The sequence below is a fragment of the Stutzerimonas azotifigens genome, from assembly GCF_013522725.1.
In the GTDB taxonomy this organism is placed as follows: domain Bacteria; phylum Pseudomonadota; class Gammaproteobacteria; order Pseudomonadales; family Pseudomonadaceae; genus Stutzerimonas; species Stutzerimonas azotifigens_A.
This window is the reverse complement of sequence record NZ_JAAMRF010000002.1, coordinates 363287-383759: the sequence shown is the minus strand read 5'-3', so window position 1 is coordinate 383759 and position 20473 is coordinate 363287. Positions and strand designations below refer to the sequence as shown.

At 63.1% G+C, this 20473-nt stretch carries 21 protein-coding genes; 12 read left to right on the top strand and 9 right to left on the bottom strand.

What is annotated here, in order from left to right; all coding sequences use genetic code 11:
- Positions 1-19 precede the first annotated feature (19 nt).
- Positions 20-2773: a hybrid sensor histidine kinase/response regulator gene (locus tag G7026_RS04780; protein ID WP_181069611.1), complete on the top strand. Its 2754-nt coding sequence runs from the start codon at positions 20-22 to the stop codon at positions 2771-2773.
- 31 nt (positions 2774-2804) lie between these two features.
- Positions 2805-3035 carry a YheU family protein gene (locus G7026_RS04775; protein WP_181069610.1) on the top strand — a complete coding sequence of 77 codons (231 nt, stop codon included), beginning with the start codon at positions 2805-2807 and terminating at the stop codon, positions 3033-3035.
- Here G7026_RS04775 and G7026_RS04770 read toward each other — a convergent pair whose 3' ends face one another.
- The 4 genes from G7026_RS04770 to G7026_RS04755 form a co-directional block, all read right to left on the bottom strand.
- Positions 3036-3464, bottom strand: coding sequence for a hypothetical protein (locus tag G7026_RS04770; protein WP_181069609.1), 429 nt, complete (start codon positions 3462-3464; stop codon positions 3036-3038).
- 124 nt (positions 3465-3588) lie between these two features.
- Positions 3589-4728 carry an MFS transporter gene (locus G7026_RS04765; RefSeq protein ID WP_181069829.1) on the bottom strand — a complete coding sequence of 380 codons (1140 nt, stop codon included), beginning with the start codon at positions 4726-4728 and terminating at the stop codon, positions 3589-3591.
- 102 nt (positions 4729-4830) lie between these two features.
- Positions 4831-5640 (bottom strand): SDR family oxidoreductase, encoded by an 810-nt coding sequence (locus tag G7026_RS04760; protein WP_181069608.1) that lies wholly within the window; start codon positions 5638-5640, stop codon positions 4831-4833.
- A gap of 66 nt (positions 5641-5706) precedes the next feature.
- On the bottom strand, positions 5707-6102 hold the full coding sequence (locus G7026_RS04755; protein ID WP_181069607.1) for a DUF2784 domain-containing protein: 396 nt from the start codon (positions 6100-6102) through the stop codon (positions 5707-5709).
- Positions 6103-6279: 177 nt separating this feature from the next.
- On the opposite strand from G7026_RS04755, the gene G7026_RS04750 reads away from it, so the two are divergent.
- The 3 genes from G7026_RS04750 to G7026_RS04740 all read left to right on the top strand — a co-directional run bounded on the left by G7026_RS04750 (position 6280) and on the right by G7026_RS04740 (position 8711).
- A complete protein-coding gene (locus G7026_RS04750; RefSeq protein ID WP_181069606.1) occupies positions 6280-6501 on the top strand; it encodes a DUF2061 domain-containing protein in 222 nt (73 codons plus the stop codon).
- Positions 6502-6649: 148 nt separating this feature from the next.
- Positions 6650-7948 (top strand): serine/threonine protein kinase, encoded by a 1299-nt coding sequence (locus G7026_RS04745; RefSeq protein WP_181069605.1) that lies wholly within the window; start codon positions 6650-6652, stop codon positions 7946-7948.
- Positions 7949-7955: 7 nt separating this feature from the next.
- On the top strand, positions 7956-8711 hold the full coding sequence (locus G7026_RS04740; RefSeq protein WP_181069828.1) for an MlaA family lipoprotein: 756 nt from the start codon (positions 7956-7958) through the stop codon (positions 8709-8711).
- 84 nt (positions 8712-8795) lie between these two features.
- On the opposite strand, the gene G7026_RS04735 is transcribed toward G7026_RS04740, so the two are convergent.
- Entirely contained in the window at positions 8796-9719 is a 924-nt protein-coding gene (locus tag G7026_RS04735) for a lipid A biosynthesis lauroyl acyltransferase (RefSeq protein WP_181069604.1), read from the bottom strand.
- Between the two features lie 181 nt (positions 9720-9900).
- Here G7026_RS04735 and minC point away from each other — a divergent pair, with 181 nt between their 5' ends.
- From minC to G7026_RS04710, 5 genes are all read left to right on the top strand, one after another.
- On the top strand, positions 9901-10626 hold the full coding sequence (minC, locus tag G7026_RS04730) for a septum site-determining protein MinC (protein WP_181069603.1): 726 nt from the start codon (positions 9901-9903) through the stop codon (positions 10624-10626).
- 93 nt (positions 10627-10719) lie between these two features.
- The gene (gene minD, locus G7026_RS04725) at positions 10720-11535 is read left to right on the top strand and encodes a septum site-determining protein MinD (RefSeq protein WP_138407152.1); all 816 of its coding nucleotides are present in this window, start codon (positions 10720-10722) and stop codon (positions 11533-11535) included.
- Positions 11532-11789: a cell division topological specificity factor MinE gene (gene minE / locus G7026_RS04720; RefSeq protein ID WP_181069602.1), complete on the top strand. Its 258-nt coding sequence runs from the start codon at positions 11532-11534 to the stop codon at positions 11787-11789. Before minD ends, minE begins: the two co-directional genes overlap by 4 nt.
- Positions 11790-12009: 220 nt before the next feature.
- Complete coding sequence (locus tag G7026_RS04715; protein ID WP_181069601.1) at positions 12010-12645, top strand: RluA family pseudouridine synthase; 636 nt, start codon at positions 12010-12012, stop codon at positions 12643-12645.
- A 113-nt stretch (positions 12646-12758) separates the two neighbouring features.
- Positions 12759-14048 (top strand): M18 family aminopeptidase, encoded by a 1290-nt coding sequence (locus tag G7026_RS04710; RefSeq protein WP_181069600.1) that lies wholly within the window; start codon positions 12759-12761, stop codon positions 14046-14048.
- A gap of 38 nt (positions 14049-14086) precedes the next feature.
- Here G7026_RS04710 and G7026_RS04705 read toward each other — a convergent pair whose 3' ends face one another.
- Positions 14087-15049, bottom strand: coding sequence for an NAD(P)H-quinone oxidoreductase (locus G7026_RS04705; RefSeq protein ID WP_181069599.1), 963 nt, complete (start codon positions 15047-15049; stop codon positions 14087-14089).
- Positions 15050-15363: 314 nt separating this feature from the next.
- On the opposite strand from G7026_RS04705, the gene G7026_RS04700 reads away from it, so the two are divergent.
- On the top strand, positions 15364-17460 hold the full coding sequence (locus G7026_RS04700) for a carboxy terminal-processing peptidase (RefSeq protein ID WP_181069598.1): 2097 nt from the start codon (positions 15364-15366) through the stop codon (positions 17458-17460).
- A gap of 90 nt (positions 17461-17550) precedes the next feature.
- Positions 17551-19335, top strand: a complete 1785-nt coding sequence (locus G7026_RS04695) for a bifunctional diguanylate cyclase/phosphodiesterase (RefSeq protein ID WP_181069597.1) — start codon at positions 17551-17553, stop codon at positions 19333-19335.
- Here G7026_RS04695 and G7026_RS04690 read toward each other — a convergent pair.
- From G7026_RS04690 to G7026_RS04680, 3 genes are read right to left on the bottom strand one after another with little or no spacing between them, the layout of a single operon-like run.
- A complete protein-coding gene (locus G7026_RS04690; RefSeq protein ID WP_181069596.1) occupies positions 19302-19769 on the bottom strand; it encodes a sel1 repeat family protein in 468 nt (155 codons plus the stop codon). The genes G7026_RS04695 and G7026_RS04690 overlap by 34 nt on opposite strands.
- On the bottom strand, positions 19769-20143 hold the full coding sequence (locus G7026_RS04685) for a hypothetical protein (RefSeq protein ID WP_181069595.1): 375 nt from the start codon (positions 20141-20143) through the stop codon (positions 19769-19771). Before G7026_RS04685 ends, G7026_RS04690 begins: the two co-directional genes overlap by 1 nt.
- The gene (locus tag G7026_RS04680) at positions 20140-20463 is read right to left on the bottom strand and encodes a helix-turn-helix domain-containing protein (RefSeq protein ID WP_181069594.1); all 324 of its coding nucleotides are present in this window, start codon (positions 20461-20463) and stop codon (positions 20140-20142) included. Before G7026_RS04680 ends, G7026_RS04685 begins: the two co-directional genes overlap by 4 nt.
- Positions 20464-20473 lie beyond the last annotated feature (10 nt).

Sequence of the window (20473 nt, the reverse complement as noted above, 5' to 3'; positions counted from 1 at the left end):
CTTTTTTCATGGATCGAATATGGCGCGCTACGGACTGGCTCTGCTATTGCTCTGCCTGAGCCTCGGCTGCAAAGCTGCCGCGCCCGTGCACCTGCCGGATGGCGATTTTCGTCTGTCGCTGGGCCAGTGGCTCGAGTCGTTCGAAGACCCAAAGGGCCGCCTCGATGTCGCGCAGGTTCTCGCCTCGCCACCCGAGCGCTTCGAGCCGATCGAAAGCCAGCACGCCAACAAGGGCAAGAACGACTCGACCTGGTGGTTCAAAGTCCGTCTGGACAATCCTCGCGCCGACATCCTGCGCGGCTTCGTCGAAATCAATTACCCACTGCTCGATCACATCGAGCTGTTCCTGGTCGATGCGTCCGGCCGACAGACCCGCCAGCTGGCCGGTGACGACTACCCCTTCGATCAGCGCCCCGTGAAGGTGCGCAACTTCTGGTTCCCGGTCGAGCTCTCGCCCGGTTCGACGACCCTGCTGGTGAAGGTTCACAGCACCAGCAGCCTGTTCGTACCGATCTACCTCAGCACCCACGGCGCCAGCGCCGCGGCCCAGGAACACAGCACAGCACTCTACGGCGGGTTCTACGGCGTGCTCCTGGCGATGTTCTGCTACAACCTCTTCCTGTTCCTTTCGCTGCGCGAACCGGCGTACTTCTGGTATCTGATCTACAACCTCAACATCGGCCTGTTCGCGGCCAGCTTCGACGGCCTGCTGCTCAAGCTGCTGCCCGAACTGGGTGGGCTCCATGGCGTGCTCATCTATCTGCTGATGCTTACGCACTGCTTCACCTCCGTGCAGTTCAGCCGCCATTTCCTGCATACCCGCGAGCACTTCCCGCGCCTGGATCAGTTGCTTCGCGGCGCGGTACTGGTTTCTTTCGCCGGCCTTGTCACAGGGCTGCTGGTGCCCTTGCAGACCTGGAGCATCCTGGCCAGCGTCGCGGTGCTCAGTACCTCGATCGGCCTGTTGCTGACCGGCGCCTATGCCTGGCATCGGGGGGTACGCTATGGTTCGTACTACATCCTGGCCTGGGGCATCCTGCTGGTCTCCTTCATCATCGTCACCGCCGGTTCGCTGGGCTTCGAGCTCTTCGGCGTCTATGGCAGCTCGGTGGTCAAGGTCAGCGTCGCCATCGAACTGATCACCTTGTCGATCGGCTTGGCCGACCGCATCACCCAGCTCAAGGAGGAAGGCTACCGCTCGCGCCAGGCGGCCGCCCGGGCACGCATCGAGAACCAGGCCAAAAGCCGGTTCCTGGCAAAGATGAGCCACGAAATCCGCACCCCGCTCAGCGGCCTGCTGGGCATGCTCCAGCTACTGCGCGAGACCCGCCTGGACGGCAGCCAGCGGTTCTACGTCGATACCATTTCCAGCTCTGGCCGCTCGCTGATGACGGTAATCAACGACATCCTCGACTACGCCCGGATCGAATCCGGCAAGCTGGTACTCGAAGACATCGAGTTCGACCTCGAGACGCTGGTATCCGAGGCCATGAGCCTGTTCACCGCACAGGCTCTGGAAAAGCAGCTGAGCCTTTACATCAGCCTCGACCCCGGTGTCCCACGGATGGTGCGCGGAGACCCGACACGCCTGAAGCAGGTCCTGCTGAACCTGCTGAGCAACGCGGTGAAGTTCACCGAAAGCGGCCACGTCGCCCTGACGGTCAGCTGGAGCCGCGACGGCAACGGCGTGGCGCAGCTGCAATTTGCCGTGATCGACACCGGCATCGGCATCCACCCAAGCGCACTGCCGCAGCTGTTCGAGTCCTTCTCCCAGGAGAACTCGAGCACGAGTCGACGCTACGGCGGCAGCGGCCTGGGGCTAGCCATCAGTAAGGAACTCGTGGAGATGATGGGCGGCGCCATCGACGTCCAGAGCACGCCCGGGCAGGGCAGCCGTTTCCTGCTCACCCTGCCATCACCCGAGGTTCCGCAGCCGGCCGATCCCCTCACTCAACTGCTGGCAGGACGGCGCGCCCTGCTCGCGTCGTCCGACGAGCAGGCAATGGACGCACTGACATGCCTGCTCGAGCGCTGGGGCATGCACTGCGAAAACTCCCAGACCTTGGCCGATTGCCTCGAGCAACTGGGCGGCCAGGACCTGCTGGTATTGATGATGCCCCTACCGGGTCAGCCAACCGAGTGGCTCGAGGCCCTGGAATACTGCCAACCGCCGCAAGCGCCCCTGCTACTGCTCGATGCCCCCGCCAACCGACCGACACCTCGCCCTGTCGACATCCGCATTGCTCTGCCATTGGCCATCGCCCCGCTACGCGAGGCGTTGCACGGCTTGTTCGCGATCCGCGACGAATCCGCCGCAACGCCGCCGCCCCCGCGACAACGTCCCGGTGTCGACCGTCCCTGCGTGCTGGTTGCCGAAGATAATCAGGTCAATCAGATGGTGATCCGGGGCTTTCTCGAAAAGCGCGGCTACCTGGTCACGCTGGTGGACAACGGCCAGCAGGCACTCGATATTTACCGTCGCGCGCCGAGCGCGATCCAGGCCATCGTGATGGACTGCGAAATGCCGGAGATGGACGGCTTCGAGGCCAGCCGCCAGATCAGAGCGTTCGAAGCACAGCTCGGTCTGTCGCCGGTGCCGATCATCGCACTGACCGCGCACCTGCCAGAGGAGCAACGCGAACGGGGCGCCCTCGCCGGCATGAACGAGTTCCTCGGCAAGCCGCTCAACGACCTGGCACTGCACGAACGACTCGATCATTACCTGGGCGAAACAGAGAGTCAGATGGGAACCACCGAAGCCGGGTTAAAATAGGCGTCACCGCACGCCAGGTAACCCGCGCACTATGCTCATTCCCCACGATCAGCTCGAAGCCGACACCCTCACCCGTCTCATCGAAGACTTCGTCACCCGCGACGGCACCGACAACGGGGACGAAACGCCGCTATCCACACGGGTCGAGCGAGTACGCCGCGCCCTGCACAAGGGCGAGGCGGTGATCGTCTTCGATCCGGACAGCGGCCAGTGTCAGCTCGCACTCAAGCGCGACGTACCGCGCGAATGGCTGGAAGACTGATCAGCCAAGCAACCCGCTTTCACGCTCCCACGAACAGCGCATGCGCAGGCCGCTGTCGTTGGGGCTGTGGGACCCCGAGTCGGTTTCCCAGCGAAAGGTGTGGGTACCGTTGAGCTCGGTTTCCAGGTGCACCACCGCGCCAGTCCAGTACAGCTGCTTGAGCAGCGCCTCGAAGTTTTCCACCCACAACGCCCACTCGTATTCCACCGCTCGGTAGCTGGCGCCGAAGTGGATCACCTGGGTCTGGTAGAGGCCGATCTCTTCCTGCGCGCAGAAGGAAAACATCTCCCGTCCGATGAACGGCCAGCCCTCACCCTGTGGCAATTGCTCGAGCGCACGCAGATTGGCCAGTCGGCGCTGCCGACGCTGGTCGTCGTCCGCCGACGGCCAGTCACGGATGCAGCCATAGACGATGGATTCTGACTCCACTCGAACACTCCAGGGCAGACGATCAAAAGGTTACGGGTCGGGCGTTTGCGCAGCGTTCTAACACAGCGGCGCGCAACGGTCATGCGCGCCACGGCAGGAGGTGAACCGCGCCACAGCTTCCATCCTAGACGAGTGGGTTCGCATCGCGGCGGGGACGCAGAAACAGGCTGAGCATAGTCATCATCGCCGCCACTGCGACCAGGGCGGCGAACGGCGCACGATAGTCACCGCCCAGATCGCGTCCCAGCCCTGCGAGCATGGGCGCCAGACCGCCGAGCCCGTAACCGGCGCACAGCATCATCGCGGTCAATCGGCTTACCGCGAGCGGTGAGCCGGCCTCGTACATGGGCAGAGCCAGCGCCAGGGAAAAGCTGCCGTTGAGGGCGATGCCCAGCAACATGCAGACGAGCATCGGTTGAGCGCTTGGCCACCAGGTGATCGCGGTCAGGCAGAACAGCGCGACCAGGCTGCAGCCGAAGAGCATCAGGTGACGCCGTCCGAAGCGCTGGGCCAGCCAGGGCATCACGAAGGCACTGGGCAGCCCGATCAGCATGAAACCACTGAAGAATGCGTTGCCGCGCAGCACGCTGAAACCGGCCTCGCTGTAACGAGCGACCAGCCAGGTCGCCAGTGCATAGAAGAGTCCGGCCTGGAGCCCGAAGAAGATGCTCACCAGCCAGGCGCGAGGCTCTCGCCAAGGCAGACCGGCTGGGCTCTGCGTCGAGGGTTCAGGCTGGTTCGGCACCCTCAGCCAGACCAGCAGCGCCAGCACGGCGGGGATCGTCCAGATCGCCAGGCCAAGATTCCATTGCTCGCCCAACAGATGCGCGATCGGAGCGGTAAGGACCACGCCCAGCGTCCCGCCGATCGCCATGCTCAGCGAAAACCAGGCGACCGTCTTGCCGATACGCTCGCGGAAATGACGCTTGATGTAGCCCGACAGCAGCGGGCCGGCGATCGCAATGGCGGCCCCTAGCAATACCGCGGTGGCAATCAGCAGCCCGGCATGGTGCCCGAACAGACGCAGTGCCAGGGCGATGCATAGGGTCAGCAGGCAGGCGGTGATGGTGCGCTCGAGTCCGAAACGAACCGCCAGCCGTGGCGCCAGCGGGGCCAGGAGACCCATCAGCAGTACGGGTGCTGCGGTGGTCAGGCTGATCAGGCCGCGGCTGAGCTGCAACTCATCAGCGATGCGCTCGATCAGCGGAGCGAAGGAGGTGATGCCCGGACGCAGATTGACCGCGGCCATTACCAGCGCGGGCATGAAAAGAAGACGGATGTGAACGTTCACGGGGGCAACCGAAGCCTGTCGAAAAAGCCGGGGCGGCCACCGTACTCCCCGGCTCTTTCATGAGCAAGCTATCGATCAGAGGGAGCGGGCCTTGGCGCGCTTCTTTTCGGTAAGGGTGAACATTTCGTCGTAGATCGCCTGGGGGTTCTGCTGTTTGATCTTCCAGGCCATACGCCCTTCGTCGTGGGGCAGGATCATGAAATCGCCGCGCACCATCCCCTCGTGAATGTACTGGGCGATATCCGCGGCGGAAATCGGCGAGGACTCGAGCAGCTTGCTGATCTGGGCCTTCATGTTCGGCGTCGGGCCCCGGTAGGAGTCCATCAGGTTGGTCTGGAAGAACGACGGGCAGACCACGTGCACCGAAATGCCTTCTGGCTTGAGCTCGACCAGCAAGCTCTCGGAGAGCGCGACGACCCCTGCCTTGGCCACGTTGTAGTTGCTCATCCCCGGCGCCTGCATCAGCGCCGCCATCGAGGCGATGTTGACGATGGCACCCTTGCTGGCCTGCAGCAGGGGCAGGAAAGCCTTGCAGCCCTTGACCACGCCCATCAGGTTGATCGAGATCTGCCAGTCCCAGTCCTCCAGCGACAGCTCGTCGAAAAATCCGCCCGACGCCACGCCGGCGTTGTTGACCACGACATCGATACCGCCGAGCTTTTCCTCGCACGCCTGCGCCAGCGCGATCAACTGGCTGTAGTCGCGGACGTCGCAACGCTGGGTGAACCCGTCGCCACCGGCTTCTCGGACCATCTGTAAGGTTTCGGCAAGGCCCTGCTCATTCACGTCCGAGAGCGCCAGGTGCCAGCCCTCCCGGGCCCAGCGCAACGCGATTTCGCGGCCCAGACCGGAGCCGGCGCCAGTGATCATCATGCGGTTCTGCATCGAGGAAGCCTTCCGTTCGTTTTGTTACGACGAGTTTAGCGAAGGAAACCCCGGCGCCAGCCTTCATCAGGGCGCTGAATGACCCCGGCAAACCCGCCCGTGACGGCGACGACGATAGAGCAGGCGTCCGTAGATCGCAGCGTTCAGCGCAGCGACCAGCGCCCCGAACCACAGTTGAATCTGCGGAGTGAGTGCGGCCGGGTAGATCAGCGGGATCAGGTAGTGCTCGACGAAACCGCCGTCGTAGCCGCCCTGCCCGGCAGCCTGGCGAAAGCGGTTCTCCCAAGGCGTCAAGGGACAGTCCAGATGCAGCACCTCGACCAGAATGCCCCAGGCCACCGCGGGGAGATGTAGCCAGGCCAGACGTGGCCAACGCAGCACCAGTAGTCCACCGAGCAGTACGAAGGCGATGAACAGAAGGTGTACGACCACTATCGCATCGGCGGTTAATCGATCAGCCATGTCGCCTCCCCCTTCGATTCGAAATACGCGGCCATGAAACCCGTCACGCCAAATCAACTATCGAAACAAGCGAATCGATTATTGCCGACTATCTACCCGATATGCATCGACCATTTCCGAACGAGCGGGCGGACGCTTAGCCTCTCAGCATCGCACCGTCTCCATTCCGAGGTTGTCATGCTCAAGACCATCACCTTTACGCTCATGCACTTCTGCATCGCCTTCTCGGTTACCTATGCGCTGACCGGTAGCCTGGCCGTCGGCGGCCTTGTGGCGGCCATCGAACCCCTGTGCAATTCGGTGGGCTTCTATTTCCACGAAAAGATCTGGCAACGGTTCGAAGCCAAGGGCGCCAAACGCCACATCCCACCTCACGCCTGGTTGCATCATCAGGCATGATGCCGCTGACCTGAGCATTGCAGCCGAACAAAGGAAGCGGCACTCTGCCCTATTACGCAGGTCATATAGCAGATCGACCGGTTGTCATGCCGGACTCATTGCCGAAAGGCACTCTCTCCCAATGGGCTGTCACCGAAAGGGATTTTGCATGCTCAGGTTTTGGTCACTCACACTGCTGCTGGGCAGCTTGCTCACCAGCGCATCGCTGTTCGCGCGGGATATAGATGCCGCCGATTACGCCTTCCCCCTTACCAACCCCTTCGAGGCGACGATCGCCACCACCCCGCCGGGCCTCAGGGCAGTCGTACCCAGTGACGAGGACATCGACCAGGCCGACTACAGCCTCAAGCTGCGTCCGGAGCGCGAGTTCACCCTGCCGCCTAACTTCTGGCCGGTGACCCGCCTGGGCTACCGCGTGGCACGCCAGAAGGGTCCCGCGCCGCTGATCTTCATCATTGCCGGCACCGGGGCGCACTACTCCAGCGGTATCTCCGAATCGCTCAAGCGAATCTTTTATGGCGCCGGCTACCACGTGGTCCAGCTGTCGTCGCCGACCAGCTACGACTTCATGGCCGCCGCCTCCCGCTACGCCACACCTGGCTTGAGCGAGGACGATGCCAAGGACCTGTACCGGGTCATGCAGGCCGTACGAGCACAGCAGCGGGATCTGCCGGTCACCGAATTCCATCTGACCGGCTACAGCCTGGGCGCGCTGCACGCCGCCTTCGTCAGCCGCCTCGATGAAACGCGCCACAGCTTCGATTTCAAGCGCGTGCTGCTGCTCAACCCGCCGGTGAACCTGCAGACCTCGATACGCAACCTCGACAAGCTCGTGCAGACGCGCGTCGAGGGCATCGACAAACAGACGACGTTCTATGAGCTGGTGATGGACAAGCTCACTCGCTACTTCCGCTACCAGGGCAATATCAATCTGGACGAAGCGATGCTGTTCGATTTTCAGCAATCGACCGTACGCCTGAGCGATGAAGAGATGGCGATGCTCATCGGCACCTCGTTCCGCTTCTCCGCCGCCGATATCGCCTTCACTTCGGACCTGATCAACCGCCGCGGGATCCTGATTCCACCGAAACACCCGATCACCGAGGGCACCAGCCTCGAGCCGTTCTTCCGCCGCTCTCTGCTGTGCGACTTCGAGTGCTATATGACCCAGCAACTGATCCCCATGTGGCGCGCGCAATACGATGGCGGCAGCCTGACCCAACTGGTCCAGCAGGTCAGCCTCTATGCGCTGGAAGACTACCTGCGCGACAGCCCGAAGATCTCGGTAATGCACAACGCCGACGACATCATTCTAGGGCCCGGCGATATCGGCTTTTTGCGCCGCACTTTCGGCGACCGGCTGACGCTCTACCCGTACGGGGGCCATTGCGGCAACCTCAATTACCGCGTCAACGCCGAACACATGCTGGAGTTCTTCCGTGGCTAGATCCCTTCTGCTGTTGCCCCTGCTTTTGGCCGCCGCGGTCGCCCAGGCAGAAACCCGCTACGTCGACGAGGACGGCTTTACCCATCCGTTGCGGGATCTGGAATTCAACCCCGGTCTGGACCAGCACGAGTTCGAGCGCGCCACCTTCGAGGCGCTGAACGTCTACGACCCGTTCGAGTCGGTCAACCGGCGGATGTACCACTTCAACTACCGGCTCGATCAGTGGGTCATGCTGCCGGTCGTAAGCGGTTACCGAAAGGTCACGCCACGTGTGGTGCGCAGCGGCGTGAGCAACTTCTTCGACAACCTGGGCGACGTCACCAATCTGGTCAACAGCGTGCTGCAGCTCAAAGGCAAGCGCGCGATGGATACCACCGCCCGACTGTTGTTCAACACCATCATCGGCGTCGGCGGCGTCTGGGATCCCGCGACCCGCATGGGCCTGCCACGCCAGGCCGAAGATTTCGGCCAGACTCTGGGCTTCTACGGTGTACCGGATGGACCCTACCTGATCCTGCCCGCGTTCGGTCCTTCCAACCTGCGCGATACCACAGGCCTGGTAGCGGACTTCGGCACCGAGCGGCAAATCAACTTCCTGAGCTATGGGGAGATGAGCGGTGGGCACCTGGAGCTCACGGCGCTGCGTGCCGTGGACACCCGCTACACCACCAACTTCCGCTACGGCCAGCTCAATTCGCCGTTCGAGTACGAGAAGGTGCGGTACGTCTATACGCGGGCGCGCAAGCTGCAAATCGACGAGTGACATCTGCAGCACATCGCCACGAGCGGCGAAGGCCCTGAGCAGGGCATCGCCGTGTCGCAGGAATCAGACACCCCAGGCTAACGCTCAGCGATACAGGCTGGGCATCCCCTCCGGCCGCGTCTTGAAGCGCCGGTGCGCCCACAGATACTGCTCCGGGCACTGGCGCACCGCCTGCTCGACCCACTGGTTGATGCGCAGGCAATCCTGCTCCTCGCTTTCCCCGGGGAAGTCCTCCAGGGGCGGATGTATCACCAGACGGTAACCGCTGCCGTCGGCGAGCCGCTCCTGGGTGAACGGCAACACCCGGGCGCGCCCGAGCCGCGCGAACTTGGTGGTCGCCGTGACTGTCGCCGCCTGGATATCGAATAGCGGCACGAACAGGCTCTGCTTGCGACCGTAATCCTGGTCGGGCGCGTACCAGATGGCGCGACCGGCGCGCAGCACCTTGAGCATGGCCCGCACATCCTCGCGCTCGATCGCCGAAGCGTCCGGATTGTGGCGCTCCCGCCCGCGGCGCTGGATGAAGTCGAACAATGGATTGTCGTGCTCGCGGTACATGCCATCGATGGTATGTCGCTGTCCCAGGAGCGCCGCGCCGATCTCGAGGGTGGTGAAATGCAGCGCCATCAGGATCACGCCCTGCCCTTCTGCCTGGGCCTGCTGCAGATGCTCGAGCCCTTCGATCCTGGCCAGGCGCTGCAAGCGCGCCTTTGGCCACCACCAGCTCATCGCCATCTCGAAAAAGGCGATGCCCGTGGACGCGAAGTTCTCGCGCAACAGCCGCTCGCGGTCGGTCTGCGCCACTTCCGGGAAGCACAATTCGAGGTTGCGCCGCGCGATGTGGCGACGCGAACCGGCCACGCGGTACATCAGCGCGCCAAGAGCGCGGCCCAGCGCCAGCAGCACCGAATACGGTAGCTGCACCAGCAGCCAGAGCAGACCGAGCCCCGCCCAGAGCGGCCAGAAACGCGGATGGAGGAACTTGCGACTGAAGCGGGGGCGATCCATGAAACGCTCGAACCGGATGGAAAGCCGTACATTCTAACGGCAAACGCAGAAACGGGTCGGCCCTGATCGCCCTCCGGCTGTCCGGACACTCCCGCTCACCGGCCTGATGCAGGCCGCTTGCCCTTGCAGGTCCGCGTCGTGACCGCTATAAGTCCTCGCCATTTACCGTAGCAGGCAGACCATGAGCCAAGCCGATCAAGATCCCGTATTCCAGCTCAAGGGCAGCATGCTCGCCATCACCGTCCTGGAGCTGGCCGACAACGATCCCGAGCGCCTGGACCAGCAGCTGGCGCGCAAAGTCGCGCAGGCGCCGAACTTCTTCAGCAATACGCCGCTGGTGCTCGCGCTGGACAAACTGCCCCAGGCCGACGAGCGATTCGACCTGGCAGAGCTGATGAGCGTCTGCCGTCACCACGGCCTGCGCACCCTCGCCATCAGGGCCAGCCACGCGGCCCACATCGGCGCGGCCAGCGCGCTGGACCTGCCCGTGCTTCCACCCTCCGGCGCGCGCGAACGCAAGATCGACCCGCACGACGGCGAACCGGCCAAGCCCGCCGCTCCGGCAGAGCCGGTCTATCGCCCGAGCCGGGTCATCACCGCGCCGATTCGCGGCGGCCAGCAGATCTATGCGCAAGGCGGTGACCTGATCGTGCTCGCCCCGGTCAGCCCCGGTGCGGAACTTCTCGCCGACGGCAACATCCATGTCTACGCCCCATTACGGGGCCGAGCACTCGCCGGTATCAAAGGCGACGTCAACGCACGCATTTTCTGCCAGCAACTGGCGGCGGAAATGGTCTCCATCGCGGGTCAGTACAAGGTCGCCGAGGACATCAGACGCGATCCTCTCTGGGGTGAAGCCGTACGGATCGGGCTGTCCGGTGACGTGTTGAACATCACCCGCCTTTAACGGATACTGCCGCGAATTTACAAGCACCAAACGGCGCTCTGTCAGCCAAAAAGGCGACGGACCCGACATTTTCATATTTTAGGGTGAATCACCTTGGCCAAGATCCTCGTAGTCACTTCCGGTAAGGGTGGCGTCGGCAAAACTACCACCAGCGCTGCCATCGGCACCGGCCTCGCCCTGCGTGGGCACAAGACCGTCATTGTCGATTTCGACGTCGGCCTGCGCAATCTGGACCTGATCATGGGCTGCGAGCGGCGCGTGGTGTATGACTTCGTCAACGTCATTCAGGGCGATGCGACCCTGACCCAGGCGCTGATCAAGGACAAGCGCCTTGAAAACCTCTACGTGCTGGCCGCCAGCCAGACCCGTGACAAGGACGCGCTGACCGTCGAAGGCGTCGAGAAAGTCATCACCGAACTGGCCGAGAACTTCGAATACGTCATCTGCGATTCCCCCGCCGGTATCGAGAAAGGCGCTCACCTGGCGATGTACTTCGCCGACGAAGCCATCGTCGTGACCAACCCGGAAGTCTCCTCCGTACGCGACTCCGACCGCATGCTCGGCCTGCTGGCCAGCAAGTCCCGCCGCGCCGAAAGCGGCCAGGAGCCGATCAAGGAACACCTGCTGCTGACGCGCTACAACCCCGAGCGCGTGACCAAGGGCGAGATGCTCGGCGTGGAAGACGTCGAAGAAATCCTCTCGATCCGCCTGCTCGGCGTCATTCCCGAATCCCAGGCCGTCCTCAAGGCGTCCAACCAGGGCATCCCGGTGATCCTCGACGACCAGAGCGATGCCGGCCAGGCCTACAGCGATGCGGTCGACCGCCTGCTGGGCAAGGAAGTCGCGCACCGCTTCCTCGACATCAAGAAGCCCGGCTTCCTGCAACGACTTTTCGGAGGTCGCGAATGAATCTTTTCGACTTCTTCCGTGAACGCAAGAAGAAGGAAACTCCTGCCGCGATCGCCAAGGAACGCCTGCAGATCATCGTCGCCCACGAGCGCGGCCAGCGCAGCGAGCCGGACTACCTGCCGGCCCTGCAGAAAGAGCTGGTGGAGGTGATCCGCAAGTACGTCAACATCGATAGCGATCAGGTCCAGGTCGCCCTGGAAGACCAGGGCAGCTGCTCGATCCTTGAACTCAACATCACCCTGCCAGATCGGTGAATCGTCGCCCCAGGCGCGTACGATCCACTGACGCAGACAATGGCGGCCCCCGCAGACTGTGTGAAACGTAGCGAGCGAAGATCAGGCAAGGCAAAACAGGCGAAAAAGCGCAGTTTACGAGTTGTAAATGAGCATTTTGAGCCTGCTTTTAACGCAGCATGATCGAGTGCAGCAGTTTCATACAGCCTGCGAGGGCCCCGTTTTATTTTCGGGCTTGGCCATGCCGCTCAGCACCATCCGCATCATCCACCAGGACGCCGCACTCCTGGTCATCGACAAGCCGACCCTCCTGCTGTCCGTACCGGGCCGCGCCGAGGACAACAGGGACTGCCTGGTCACTCGTCTGCAGGAAAACGGCTACCCCGAGGCACGTATCGTTCACCGACTGGACTGGGAAACCTCCGGCCTGATCGTGCTTGCGCGCGACGCCGACAGCCATCGGGAGCTTTCGCGCCAGTTCCACGACCGCGAAACGGAGAAAGCCTACACGGCGCTGTGCTGGGGCGAACCAACCCAGGACAGCGGCAGCATCGACCTGCCCCTGCGTTACGACCCGCCAACCAAGCCTCGCCACGTGGTCGATCACGAGCTGGGCCGCCATGCCCTGACTTACTGGCGGGTGCTCGAGCGCTGCGGTCATTACAGCCGCGTCGAGCTGACACCGATCACCGGCCGCTCCCATCAGTTGCGGGTCCACATGCTTTCCATCGGCCACCCGCTGCTGGGCGATCGCCTCTACGCCCACGAAGAGGCGCTGGCCACCCACGAACGCCTGTGCCTGCACGCCAGCATGCTGACCCTCACCCACCCGTCGACGGGCGAGCGGCTGCGCTTCGACAGCCCGGCACCGTTCTGATCCATCCCCATGATCCGGTAGCTGCCGTGGCGCCACTCCTTAATGGATGCATTCGCCCCCAGCCCGAGTGGGTGTGATGGGATAAACTGGCGCGATTGCAGCCGGGAGTCTCTATGCGCGAAGAACTCAACCAGGGCCTGATCGATTATCTCAAGGCCTCGCCAACCCCGTTTCACGCCACCGCCAGCCTCGCCCAGCGCCTCCAGGCGGCCGGGTTCAAGCCGTTGCACGAGGGCGAACCCTGGCACACCGAAGCCGGTGGCCGCTATTACGTCACCCGCAACGACTCGGCGATCGTCGCGTTTCGCCTGGGCCGGACGCCGTTGCTCGAATCCGGCTTGCGCCTGGTCGGCGCCCATACCGACAGCCCTTGCCTGCGGGTCAAGCCTCACCCCGAGCTTCAGCGCCAGGGCTTCTGGCAATTGGGCGTCGAGGTATATGGCGGCGCTCTGCTGGCACCCTGGTTTGACCGTGACCTGTCACTGGCCGGTCGCGTGACCTTCAGCCAAGATGGACGTATCGAAAGCCAGCTGATCGATTTCAAGCAGCCGATCGCTACCATTCCGAACCTGGCCATCCACCTCAATCGCGAAGCCAATCAGGGCTGGGCCATCAACCCCCAGAACGAGCTGCCGCCCATTCTCGCCCAGGTCGCCAGTCAGGAAAGCCCGGACTTCCGCGCATTGCTCGCCGACCAACTGAGCCGAGAACACGGTCTGCTGGTCGACGCGGTGCTCGACTACGAGCTGAGCTTCTACGACACCCAAGCTGCGGCTGTGATCGGCCTGAACGGTGACTTCATCGCCGGCGCACGCCTGGACAATCTGCTGTCCTGCTTCGCCGGTTTGCAAGCGCTGCTCAAGGCGGGTGACGACGAAACCTGCGTGCTGGTCTGCACCGATCACGAAGAGATCGGCTCGACTTCCATGTGTGGGGCCGACGGTCCCTTCCTGGAACAGGTGCTGCGCCGGGTTCTTCCCGAAGGCGACGGCTTCGTCCGGGTCATCAACCGCTCGCTGCTGATCTCCGCGGACAACGCCCACGCCGTGCATCCCAACTATGCCGACAAGCATGACGGCAACCACGGCCCCAAGCTCAACGCCGGCCCGGTCATCAAGGTCAACAGCAACCAGCGTTACGCAACCAACAGCGAAACGGCGGGTTTCTTCCGCCATCTGTGTCTGGCCGAAGAGGTACCGGTACAGAGTTTCGTCACCCGCAGCGACATGGGTTGCGGCTCGACCATCGGTCCGATCACCGCCGGCCAGCTTGGCGTGCGCACGGTCGACATCGGCCTGCCTACCTTTGCCATGCACTCGATCCGCGAGCTGGCCGGAGGCCAGGATCTCGCCCATCTGGTCAAGGTGCTCTCCGCCTTCTACACCACCGCGCGGTTACCCTGACCCGGTCGGGCGGCGACACCGTCGCCCGACCCGCGCCCTCAGCTCAACCCGTCGTCGATTACCAGCGCGATCTTGCCCGACACGGTGTTGCTTTCCAGCGCCGCGAACGCCGCCTGTGCGTCGCCGATCGGGAAGCAGCGCTCGAGCTGCGCCTTGAGCGTACCGGCGGCGAACAGCGGCCAGACCTTCTGCTCGAGATCGGCGAGCAGTTCGGCCTTGTAGTCCGCATCCCGGCTACGGAGCGTCGAGCCAGTGAGCTGGACCCGCTTGCCGAGCACCTTGGCCAGGTCCAGTTCGGTGATGCGCCCGCCCATCAAACCGATGATCACCCAGCGCCCATCCAGGCCCAGCAACTGCAGGTTCAGAGGCGCGTAGTTGGCGCCTACCGGATCGAGAATCACATCGAACGGCGCGAAATCCCGCAGGCTTTCCAAATCCACGCTGCGAACGACGCCGCCTTTGGCGCCCAGGCTTTCGCAATAGGCCAGGCGTTCGGCTGAACCGACGCTGACCCAGCACGGATTGCCGAAGGCCTGGCAGAGCTGAATGGAAGCCGTGCCTACCCCGCTCGCCCCGGCATGGAGCAGGACCTTTTCACCCGGCTTGAGCGCGGCCAGCCGATAAAGATTCAGCCATGCGGTGGCATAGACCTCCGGTACCGCCGCAGCCTCGACCAGGCTCAAGCCTTGCGGAATGGCCATCGCGTGCCGCTCGTCCACCACCACCTGCTCGGCCATCCCGCCTCCGGCCAGCAATGCGCAGACCCGGTCGCCGACTTTCCAGCGGCTGCCCGCGCCCGCCTCGCTGATCACTCCGGCACATTCCAGGCCCAGGGTATCGGTGACACCGGGCGGCGGCGGATAGTGTCCGGCCCGCTGCAGCAGGTCGGCACGATTGATACCAGCCGCCGCGACCTGGATACGGACCTGCCCCTCGACACAGTCCGGCTCAGGTCTGTCGACCCACTCCAGATGTCCCTCGATGCCTTGCAATGCCTTCATGCTGCCTCCATAGTGAGTCGTGCCTACGTCTCGTTTATGCGGTCCGAAGCCCGGACGAGCCGTCGCGGTGTTGAAATCGATAGTTGAAAAGCGCAGCTTACACAAGCGGCGCGCCCGAACCCGGGCCGGTGATCGAGACTCCTATAGACACCCATTAGCGCGTTTTGCTGTTGCCAGGCGCTGCCGGCCGACTCGCTGCCCAACTGCCCGAACCTTCGGGTTGAAGATCTACACCGCCGGACCGGTAACGCATCCGGCGCTTCAATTGATGGCCTACTATGCGTTATCCCATTGCCTCAAGCCGCCCCTCCCTGATGAAACGTTCGCTGAGCTTCACCCTGCTCGCGCTGGTGCTGAGCTTCAATGCGACCACCGCGCTGGCCAAGACCACTGCGGTCGAGAGCTGGGAATACCTGCAGCCGGACCGCGATCAGGTGATCGCCAGCCTCAACGTGGTCGAACTGCTCAAGCGTCACCACTACAACAAGCCGCCACTCAACGACGCACGCTCGGAAAAGATCTTCGACAGCTACCTGAAGATGCTCGACCCCTCGCGCAGCTATTTCGTGGAGTCGGACATCAACGAATTTCGCAAGTGGCGCAAGGACTTCGACGATTTTCTGAAAAACGGCAACCTGGATCCAGGTTTCGCCATCTATCGTCGCCACCTCGAGCGCTTGCAGTCGCGTCTCCAGTTCGCACTCGGCATGCTGGAGAAAGGCGTCGACAGCTTCGACTTCACCGTCGATGAGGAACTGCTCATCGATCGCGAGAAGGCGGCCTGGCCAAAAGACGTCGCCGAACTCGACGACCTGTGGCGCAAGCGCGTCAAGGACGAGGTACTGCGTCTGAAGATCGCGGGCAAGGAGCCCGCTGCCATCCAGGAGCTGCTGACCAAGCGCTACAAGAACCAGCTGGCGCGCCTCGAGCAGACCCGCAGCGAAGATGTCTTCCAGACTTACATCAACGCGTTCGCGCAATCCTACGACCCCCATACCCAATACCTGTCGCCGGACAACGCGGAAAACTTCGACATCAACATGAGCCTGTCGCTCGAAGGCATCGGTGCGGTACTGCAAAGCGACAATGAGCACGTCAAGGTTGTGCGCTTGGTTCCGGCAGGTCCTGCGGAAAAAACCAAGCAGATCGCCCCGGCGGACCGCATCGTCGGGGTAGCCCAGGGCAATGAGGAAATGGTCGACGTCATCGGCTGGCGCCTGGACGAGGTAGTCAAGCTGATCCGCGGGCCTAAGGGTTCGACGGTGCGTCTGGAAGTGATTCCGGCGAGCAACGCACCGAACGACCAATCCAGCCGTGTCGTTTCGATCACCCGTGAAGCGGTGAAACTCGAGGAGCAAGCGGCGAAGAAATCGGTGCTCAAGCTCAACCATGAAGGCCAGGACTACAAACTCGGGGTGATCGAGATCCCCGCGTTCTACTTGGACTTCAAGGCGCTACGGGCCGGCGACAAGAACTACAAGAGCACCACACGCGACGTCAAGAAGCTGATCGGTGAGCTGCAGGAAGACAAGGTCGACGGCATCGTCATCGACCTGCGCAACAACGGTGGCGGTTCGCTGCAGGAAGCCACCGAGCTGACCGGCCTGTTCATCGAGCAGGGTCCGACGGTGCTGGTACGCAACAGTGACGGCCGCGTCGACGTCCTCGCCGACGACACCGCAGGCACCTACTACGACGGCCCGATGGCTGTGCTGGTGAACCGCCTTTCGGCCTCTGCGTCGGAAATCTTCGCGGGTGCCATGCAGGACTACCATCGCGCGCTGATCCTCGGCGGGCAGACCTTCGGCAAGGGCACGGTGCAGACCATCCAGCCACTTAACCATGGCGAACTGAAACTCACCCTGGCCAAGTTCTACCGGGTCTCCGGGCAGAGCACCCAGCACCAGGGCGTCATCCCGGACATCTCCTATCCGGCCAATGTGGATACCAAGGAAATCGGCGAAAGCGCGCTGCCCGAGGCCATGCCCTGGGACAGCATCCGCGCAGCGATCAATCCGGAATCGAACCCCTTCAAGCCGTTCCTCGCCGAGCTCACCGCTCGTCATGAGGCGCGCTCCGAAAACAACCCAGACTTTGTCTTCACCCGTGACCGCCTTGCGCTTTCCCAGGAGTTGATGCACGAGACCACGGTCAGCCTCAACGAGGAAAAGCGCCGGGCCCAGCAGAAGGCGATCGAAGAGCGCCAGCTGGCGCTGGAAAACGCGCTGCGCACCTCCAAGGGTGAAGAGCCGCTGAAGAAGATCGAGGAAGAGGACGAAGCCGCCGCGCTGGCAGAGGCAGACAAACCGAAGAAGCCCGAGGACGACGCCTACCTCACCGAAAGCGGCCGCATCCTGCTGGACTTCCTAGGTTTGAATTCGGCAATGGCGCAGCACCAGACGACGCGCTGAGGCCTGTAATCAAAATGACATCACGGTGAAGTGAAATGACCAGGGGCCTTCGAAGGCCCCTTTTTCTTTCGCGGACAGACCGAGATCGCCATGACCGTCACCGAGCAGTTGAGCAACCTGGCCCAGATCCTTGCTCGCGGAGACCTCACCACGCTGTTTCAACCTATCGTTTCGTTGTCTCAGCAGTCGGTAATCGGCTATGAGGCGCTGACGCGAGGCCCGTCCAACAGCAGCCTGCACTCTCCTGTCACCCTCTTTTCCGCAGCCCGCCATGCCAAACGCTTGAATGACCTCGAGCTCGCCTGCCGTGAAAGCGCCTGTCGCCATTTCGACGCACAAGGCCTGCAGGGCAAGCTGTTCCTCAACGCCTCCCCCGAATCGCTGCTCGACATCACCCACAAGCCCGGCAAAACGCTGGAGTTTCTGCAGCGGTTCGGGATCTCGCCCAGCCAGGTGGTCATCGAGCTGACCGAACAGACCCCGATCGAGGACTTTGAGCTGCTCGACAACGCGCTTCGCCATTACCGCGCGATGGGGTTCTCGATAGCGCTGGACGATCTGGGGGCAGGCTATTCGAGCCTGAGGCTCTGGTCGGAGCTGCGTCCCGATTACGTCAAGATCGACCGCTACTTCATCGACGGTATTCACCGGGACGCCGTAAAACGAGAATTCGTCGATTCGATATTGAAGATAGCCAGGGCCTCGCGCGCCGAGGTCATCGCTGAAGGCATCGAATTGCAGCAGGAACTGTTCGTACTGCAGGAGATGGGTGTCGACCTGGTACAGGGCTATCTGATCGGTCGGCCCGAGACCAGCCCCAGCGTCGACTTTGCCGACCTGCTGCCCAAGGCGCCGAACGCCGACAGCGACTTTCTCGAAGAAGCCGGCGACCTCTCGCCCCTTCTCGTGCAGCAGGCCGGTGTTTCCCAGGACCAGTCGATATCGGACGTGCTCGACGTGTTCCGCCTGCAGGCCAACCTCAACGCCCTCGCGGTTCTGGACAGCGATGAGCGGCCGGTGGGCATCGTACAGCGCAGCCTGTTGTCCGAAGCCTTGCTCAAGCCCTACGCGAAGGACCTGCTGGCGCGCAAACCCATCAGCCGGCTGATGAGCGAGGAGTTCCTGGCCGTCGAGGTGTCCCACTCGATGCAGCAGGTCAGCCGGCTGCTGACCAGCCGGGCACGCCAACGCATCGAGGACGATTTCATCATCACCCAGAACGGTCGTTATCTCGGCCTGGGGCGGGTGATGGACGTCCTCAAACTGATCACCGAGATGAAGATCCAGCAAGCGCGCTACGCCAATCCACTGACTTTGCTGCCCGGCAACGTGCCCATTCAGCAATGTCTAGCCCGCTTGCTCAGACAGGGCCGCGAAGCCGTGATCTGCTATGTCGACATCGATCACTTCAAGCCTTTCAACGACCTCTATGGGTACGCCAAAGGCGACCAGGTCCTGCTTTCCCTCGCGCAGTGCCTGAGCGACCAGGTCGACCCACGGTGCGACTTCGTCGGCCACATCGGTGGCGACGACTTCATGCTGGTGTTTTGCTCGGAAGATTGGCAGATGCGGCTAACGGAGCTGTTCAGTACCTTCCAGGCACGCTGCCTGCCGCTATACCGCAACGAACACCTGGCCGCCGACGGTTTCGTTGCCATGAGCCGCCAGGGCACGATGGAGCGCTTCCCTCTGCTTTCGTTGTCCATCGGGGCGGTTCAGGTAGGAAGCGACTCGGCAAACCTGGACCCCGACGGTCTCGCACACCTGGCGTCCCAAGCCAAACGTCAAGCCAAAGCGACACCTGGCAACAGTCTGGAGCTGATGCAGACAGGCAGTGAGCATCAGAGCCCGAGCTTGGCGGCGCACGCCTCGTAGCGCTTGGCCTGTTCAGGGTCGGCCTTGAGGCCATGGCCTCCGGCGCGATAGAGCTGAGCGAGACGGGTTGCCGCGAGGGGATGGCCGGCCTCTGTCGCCAGCGCCCACCAGTTCGCCGCCTCCGCCGCATCCGGACCATGACTCGCATCCTCGCTGAGGCTGATGATGCCCATCTGGTAGGCCGCCTTGGCATCGCCCGCCTTCCCCGCCAGCCGTAGCAACCGGATGCCCTCGCTGCGTGCGCCGAAACCGCGACCTCGGAACACCAGGATGTGGCCATAGAAGCTTTGCGCCGAAACGTTACCCAGCGCCGCCATTCGCGAAAACTGCCCCTCCATCCAACGCCAGAGCTTGGGTTGCTGCACCGCCCAGCGCCACCCCATCAGCTTGCGGGCCACGCGATAGCCCAGCCGCGCTTGAACGCCAAGCAGCATCAGGGGGCCTCCGGGTAATCGAATTCGAAAACCCGGGCCACCTCCCCCGCATGCCAGGAGGCTGCGGCGAACCCGTCCGAGGCGCCGATGAAACGGCCCAGGCGATTGGCGCATTCGAAAAACCCGGGGCGCGGCAGGCGGCTGGCTCCCTGACTGATCACCAGGGCGCTGCGCAACGGCCTATCAGCGTGGGCATCCAGGGCCGCCAGATGCTCCAGGGCTGCGGTCAGGATCTGCATTGCCGGTGAAGGTAATTTGAGGCGTTCGACCAGCGCGCGGTAGGTAACCAGGTGGCGCTGTCGCCGAGCATCCTCCAGCTCATCGAGCAGGGCCTGCCAGTGCTGGCGACTGATTCGTACGGGTTGCTGGCTCAAGCGTCATCCTCCCAACGGGCGACTCCCAGCGCATGAGCCAGCGCGCGGCGGATGGCTGCATCAGGATCGCGCTCACCCGCCTCGATCATCGCCAGATAGGCTGGACTGACGCCCACCGACCGGGCGAAATCTTCAGGCGTTCTACCCTGCGATTCACGCAACGATCGCAGCTGCTTCAAGGGATGCGCCTCGCAAGGCGGCTGGGCATCGGTCACGGCCTGCACGTCCCGCCCGGCCGCTTTGAGCAAGGCCTGATACTCGTCCCAAGGCAGTACGGCATATTCCGGATCGCCGTCCCGCGTGATGACTTGAACGTTCATCTGCGCCTCC

Bases quoted from the DNA above. Each gene is read 5' to 3' on its own strand.
- G7026_RS04780 (WP_181069611.1), top strand. From the start codon at position 20: ATGGCGCGCTACGGACTGGCTCTGCTATTGCTCTGCCTGAGCCTCGGC.
- G7026_RS04775 (WP_181069610.1), top strand. From the start codon at position 2,805: ATGCTCATTCCCCACGATCAGCTCGAAGCCGACACCCTCACCCGTCTC.
- G7026_RS04765 (WP_181069829.1), bottom strand. From the start codon at position 4,728: ATGCCCGCGCTGGTAATGGCCGCGGTCAATCTGCGTCCGGGCATCACC.
- G7026_RS04760 (WP_181069608.1), bottom strand. From the start codon at position 5,640: ATGCAGAACCGCATGATGATCACTGGCGCCGGCTCCGGTCTGGGCCGC.
- G7026_RS04755 (WP_181069607.1), bottom strand. From the start codon at position 6,102: ATGGCTGATCGATTAACCGCCGATGCGATAGTGGTCGTACACCTTCTG.
- G7026_RS04750 (WP_181069606.1), top strand. From the start codon at position 6,280: ATGCTCAAGACCATCACCTTTACGCTCATGCACTTCTGCATCGCCTTC.
- G7026_RS04745 (WP_181069605.1), top strand. From the start codon at position 6,650: ATGCTCAGGTTTTGGTCACTCACACTGCTGCTGGGCAGCTTGCTCACC.
- G7026_RS04735 (WP_181069604.1), bottom strand. From the start codon at position 9,719: ATGGATCGCCCCCGCTTCAGTCGCAAGTTCCTCCATCCGCGTTTCTGG.
- minC (WP_181069603.1), top strand. From the start codon at position 9,901: ATGAGCCAAGCCGATCAAGATCCCGTATTCCAGCTCAAGGGCAGCATG.
- minE (WP_181069602.1), top strand. From the start codon at position 11,532: ATGAATCTTTTCGACTTCTTCCGTGAACGCAAGAAGAAGGAAACTCCT.
- G7026_RS04715 (WP_181069601.1), top strand. From the start codon at position 12,010: ATGCCGCTCAGCACCATCCGCATCATCCACCAGGACGCCGCACTCCTG.
- G7026_RS04710 (WP_181069600.1), top strand. From the start codon at position 12,759: ATGCGCGAAGAACTCAACCAGGGCCTGATCGATTATCTCAAGGCCTCG.
- G7026_RS04705 (WP_181069599.1), bottom strand. From the start codon at position 15,049: ATGAAGGCATTGCAAGGCATCGAGGGACATCTGGAGTGGGTCGACAGA.
- G7026_RS04700 (WP_181069598.1), top strand. From the start codon at position 15,364: ATGAAACGTTCGCTGAGCTTCACCCTGCTCGCGCTGGTGCTGAGCTTC.
- G7026_RS04695 (WP_181069597.1), top strand. From the start codon at position 17,551: ATGACCGTCACCGAGCAGTTGAGCAACCTGGCCCAGATCCTTGCTCGC.
- G7026_RS04690 (WP_181069596.1), bottom strand. From the start codon at position 19,769: ATGCTGCTTGGCGTTCAAGCGCGGCTGGGCTATCGCGTGGCCCGCAAG.
- G7026_RS04680 (WP_181069594.1), bottom strand. From the start codon at position 20,463: ATGAACGTTCAAGTCATCACGCGGGACGGCGATCCGGAATATGCCGTA.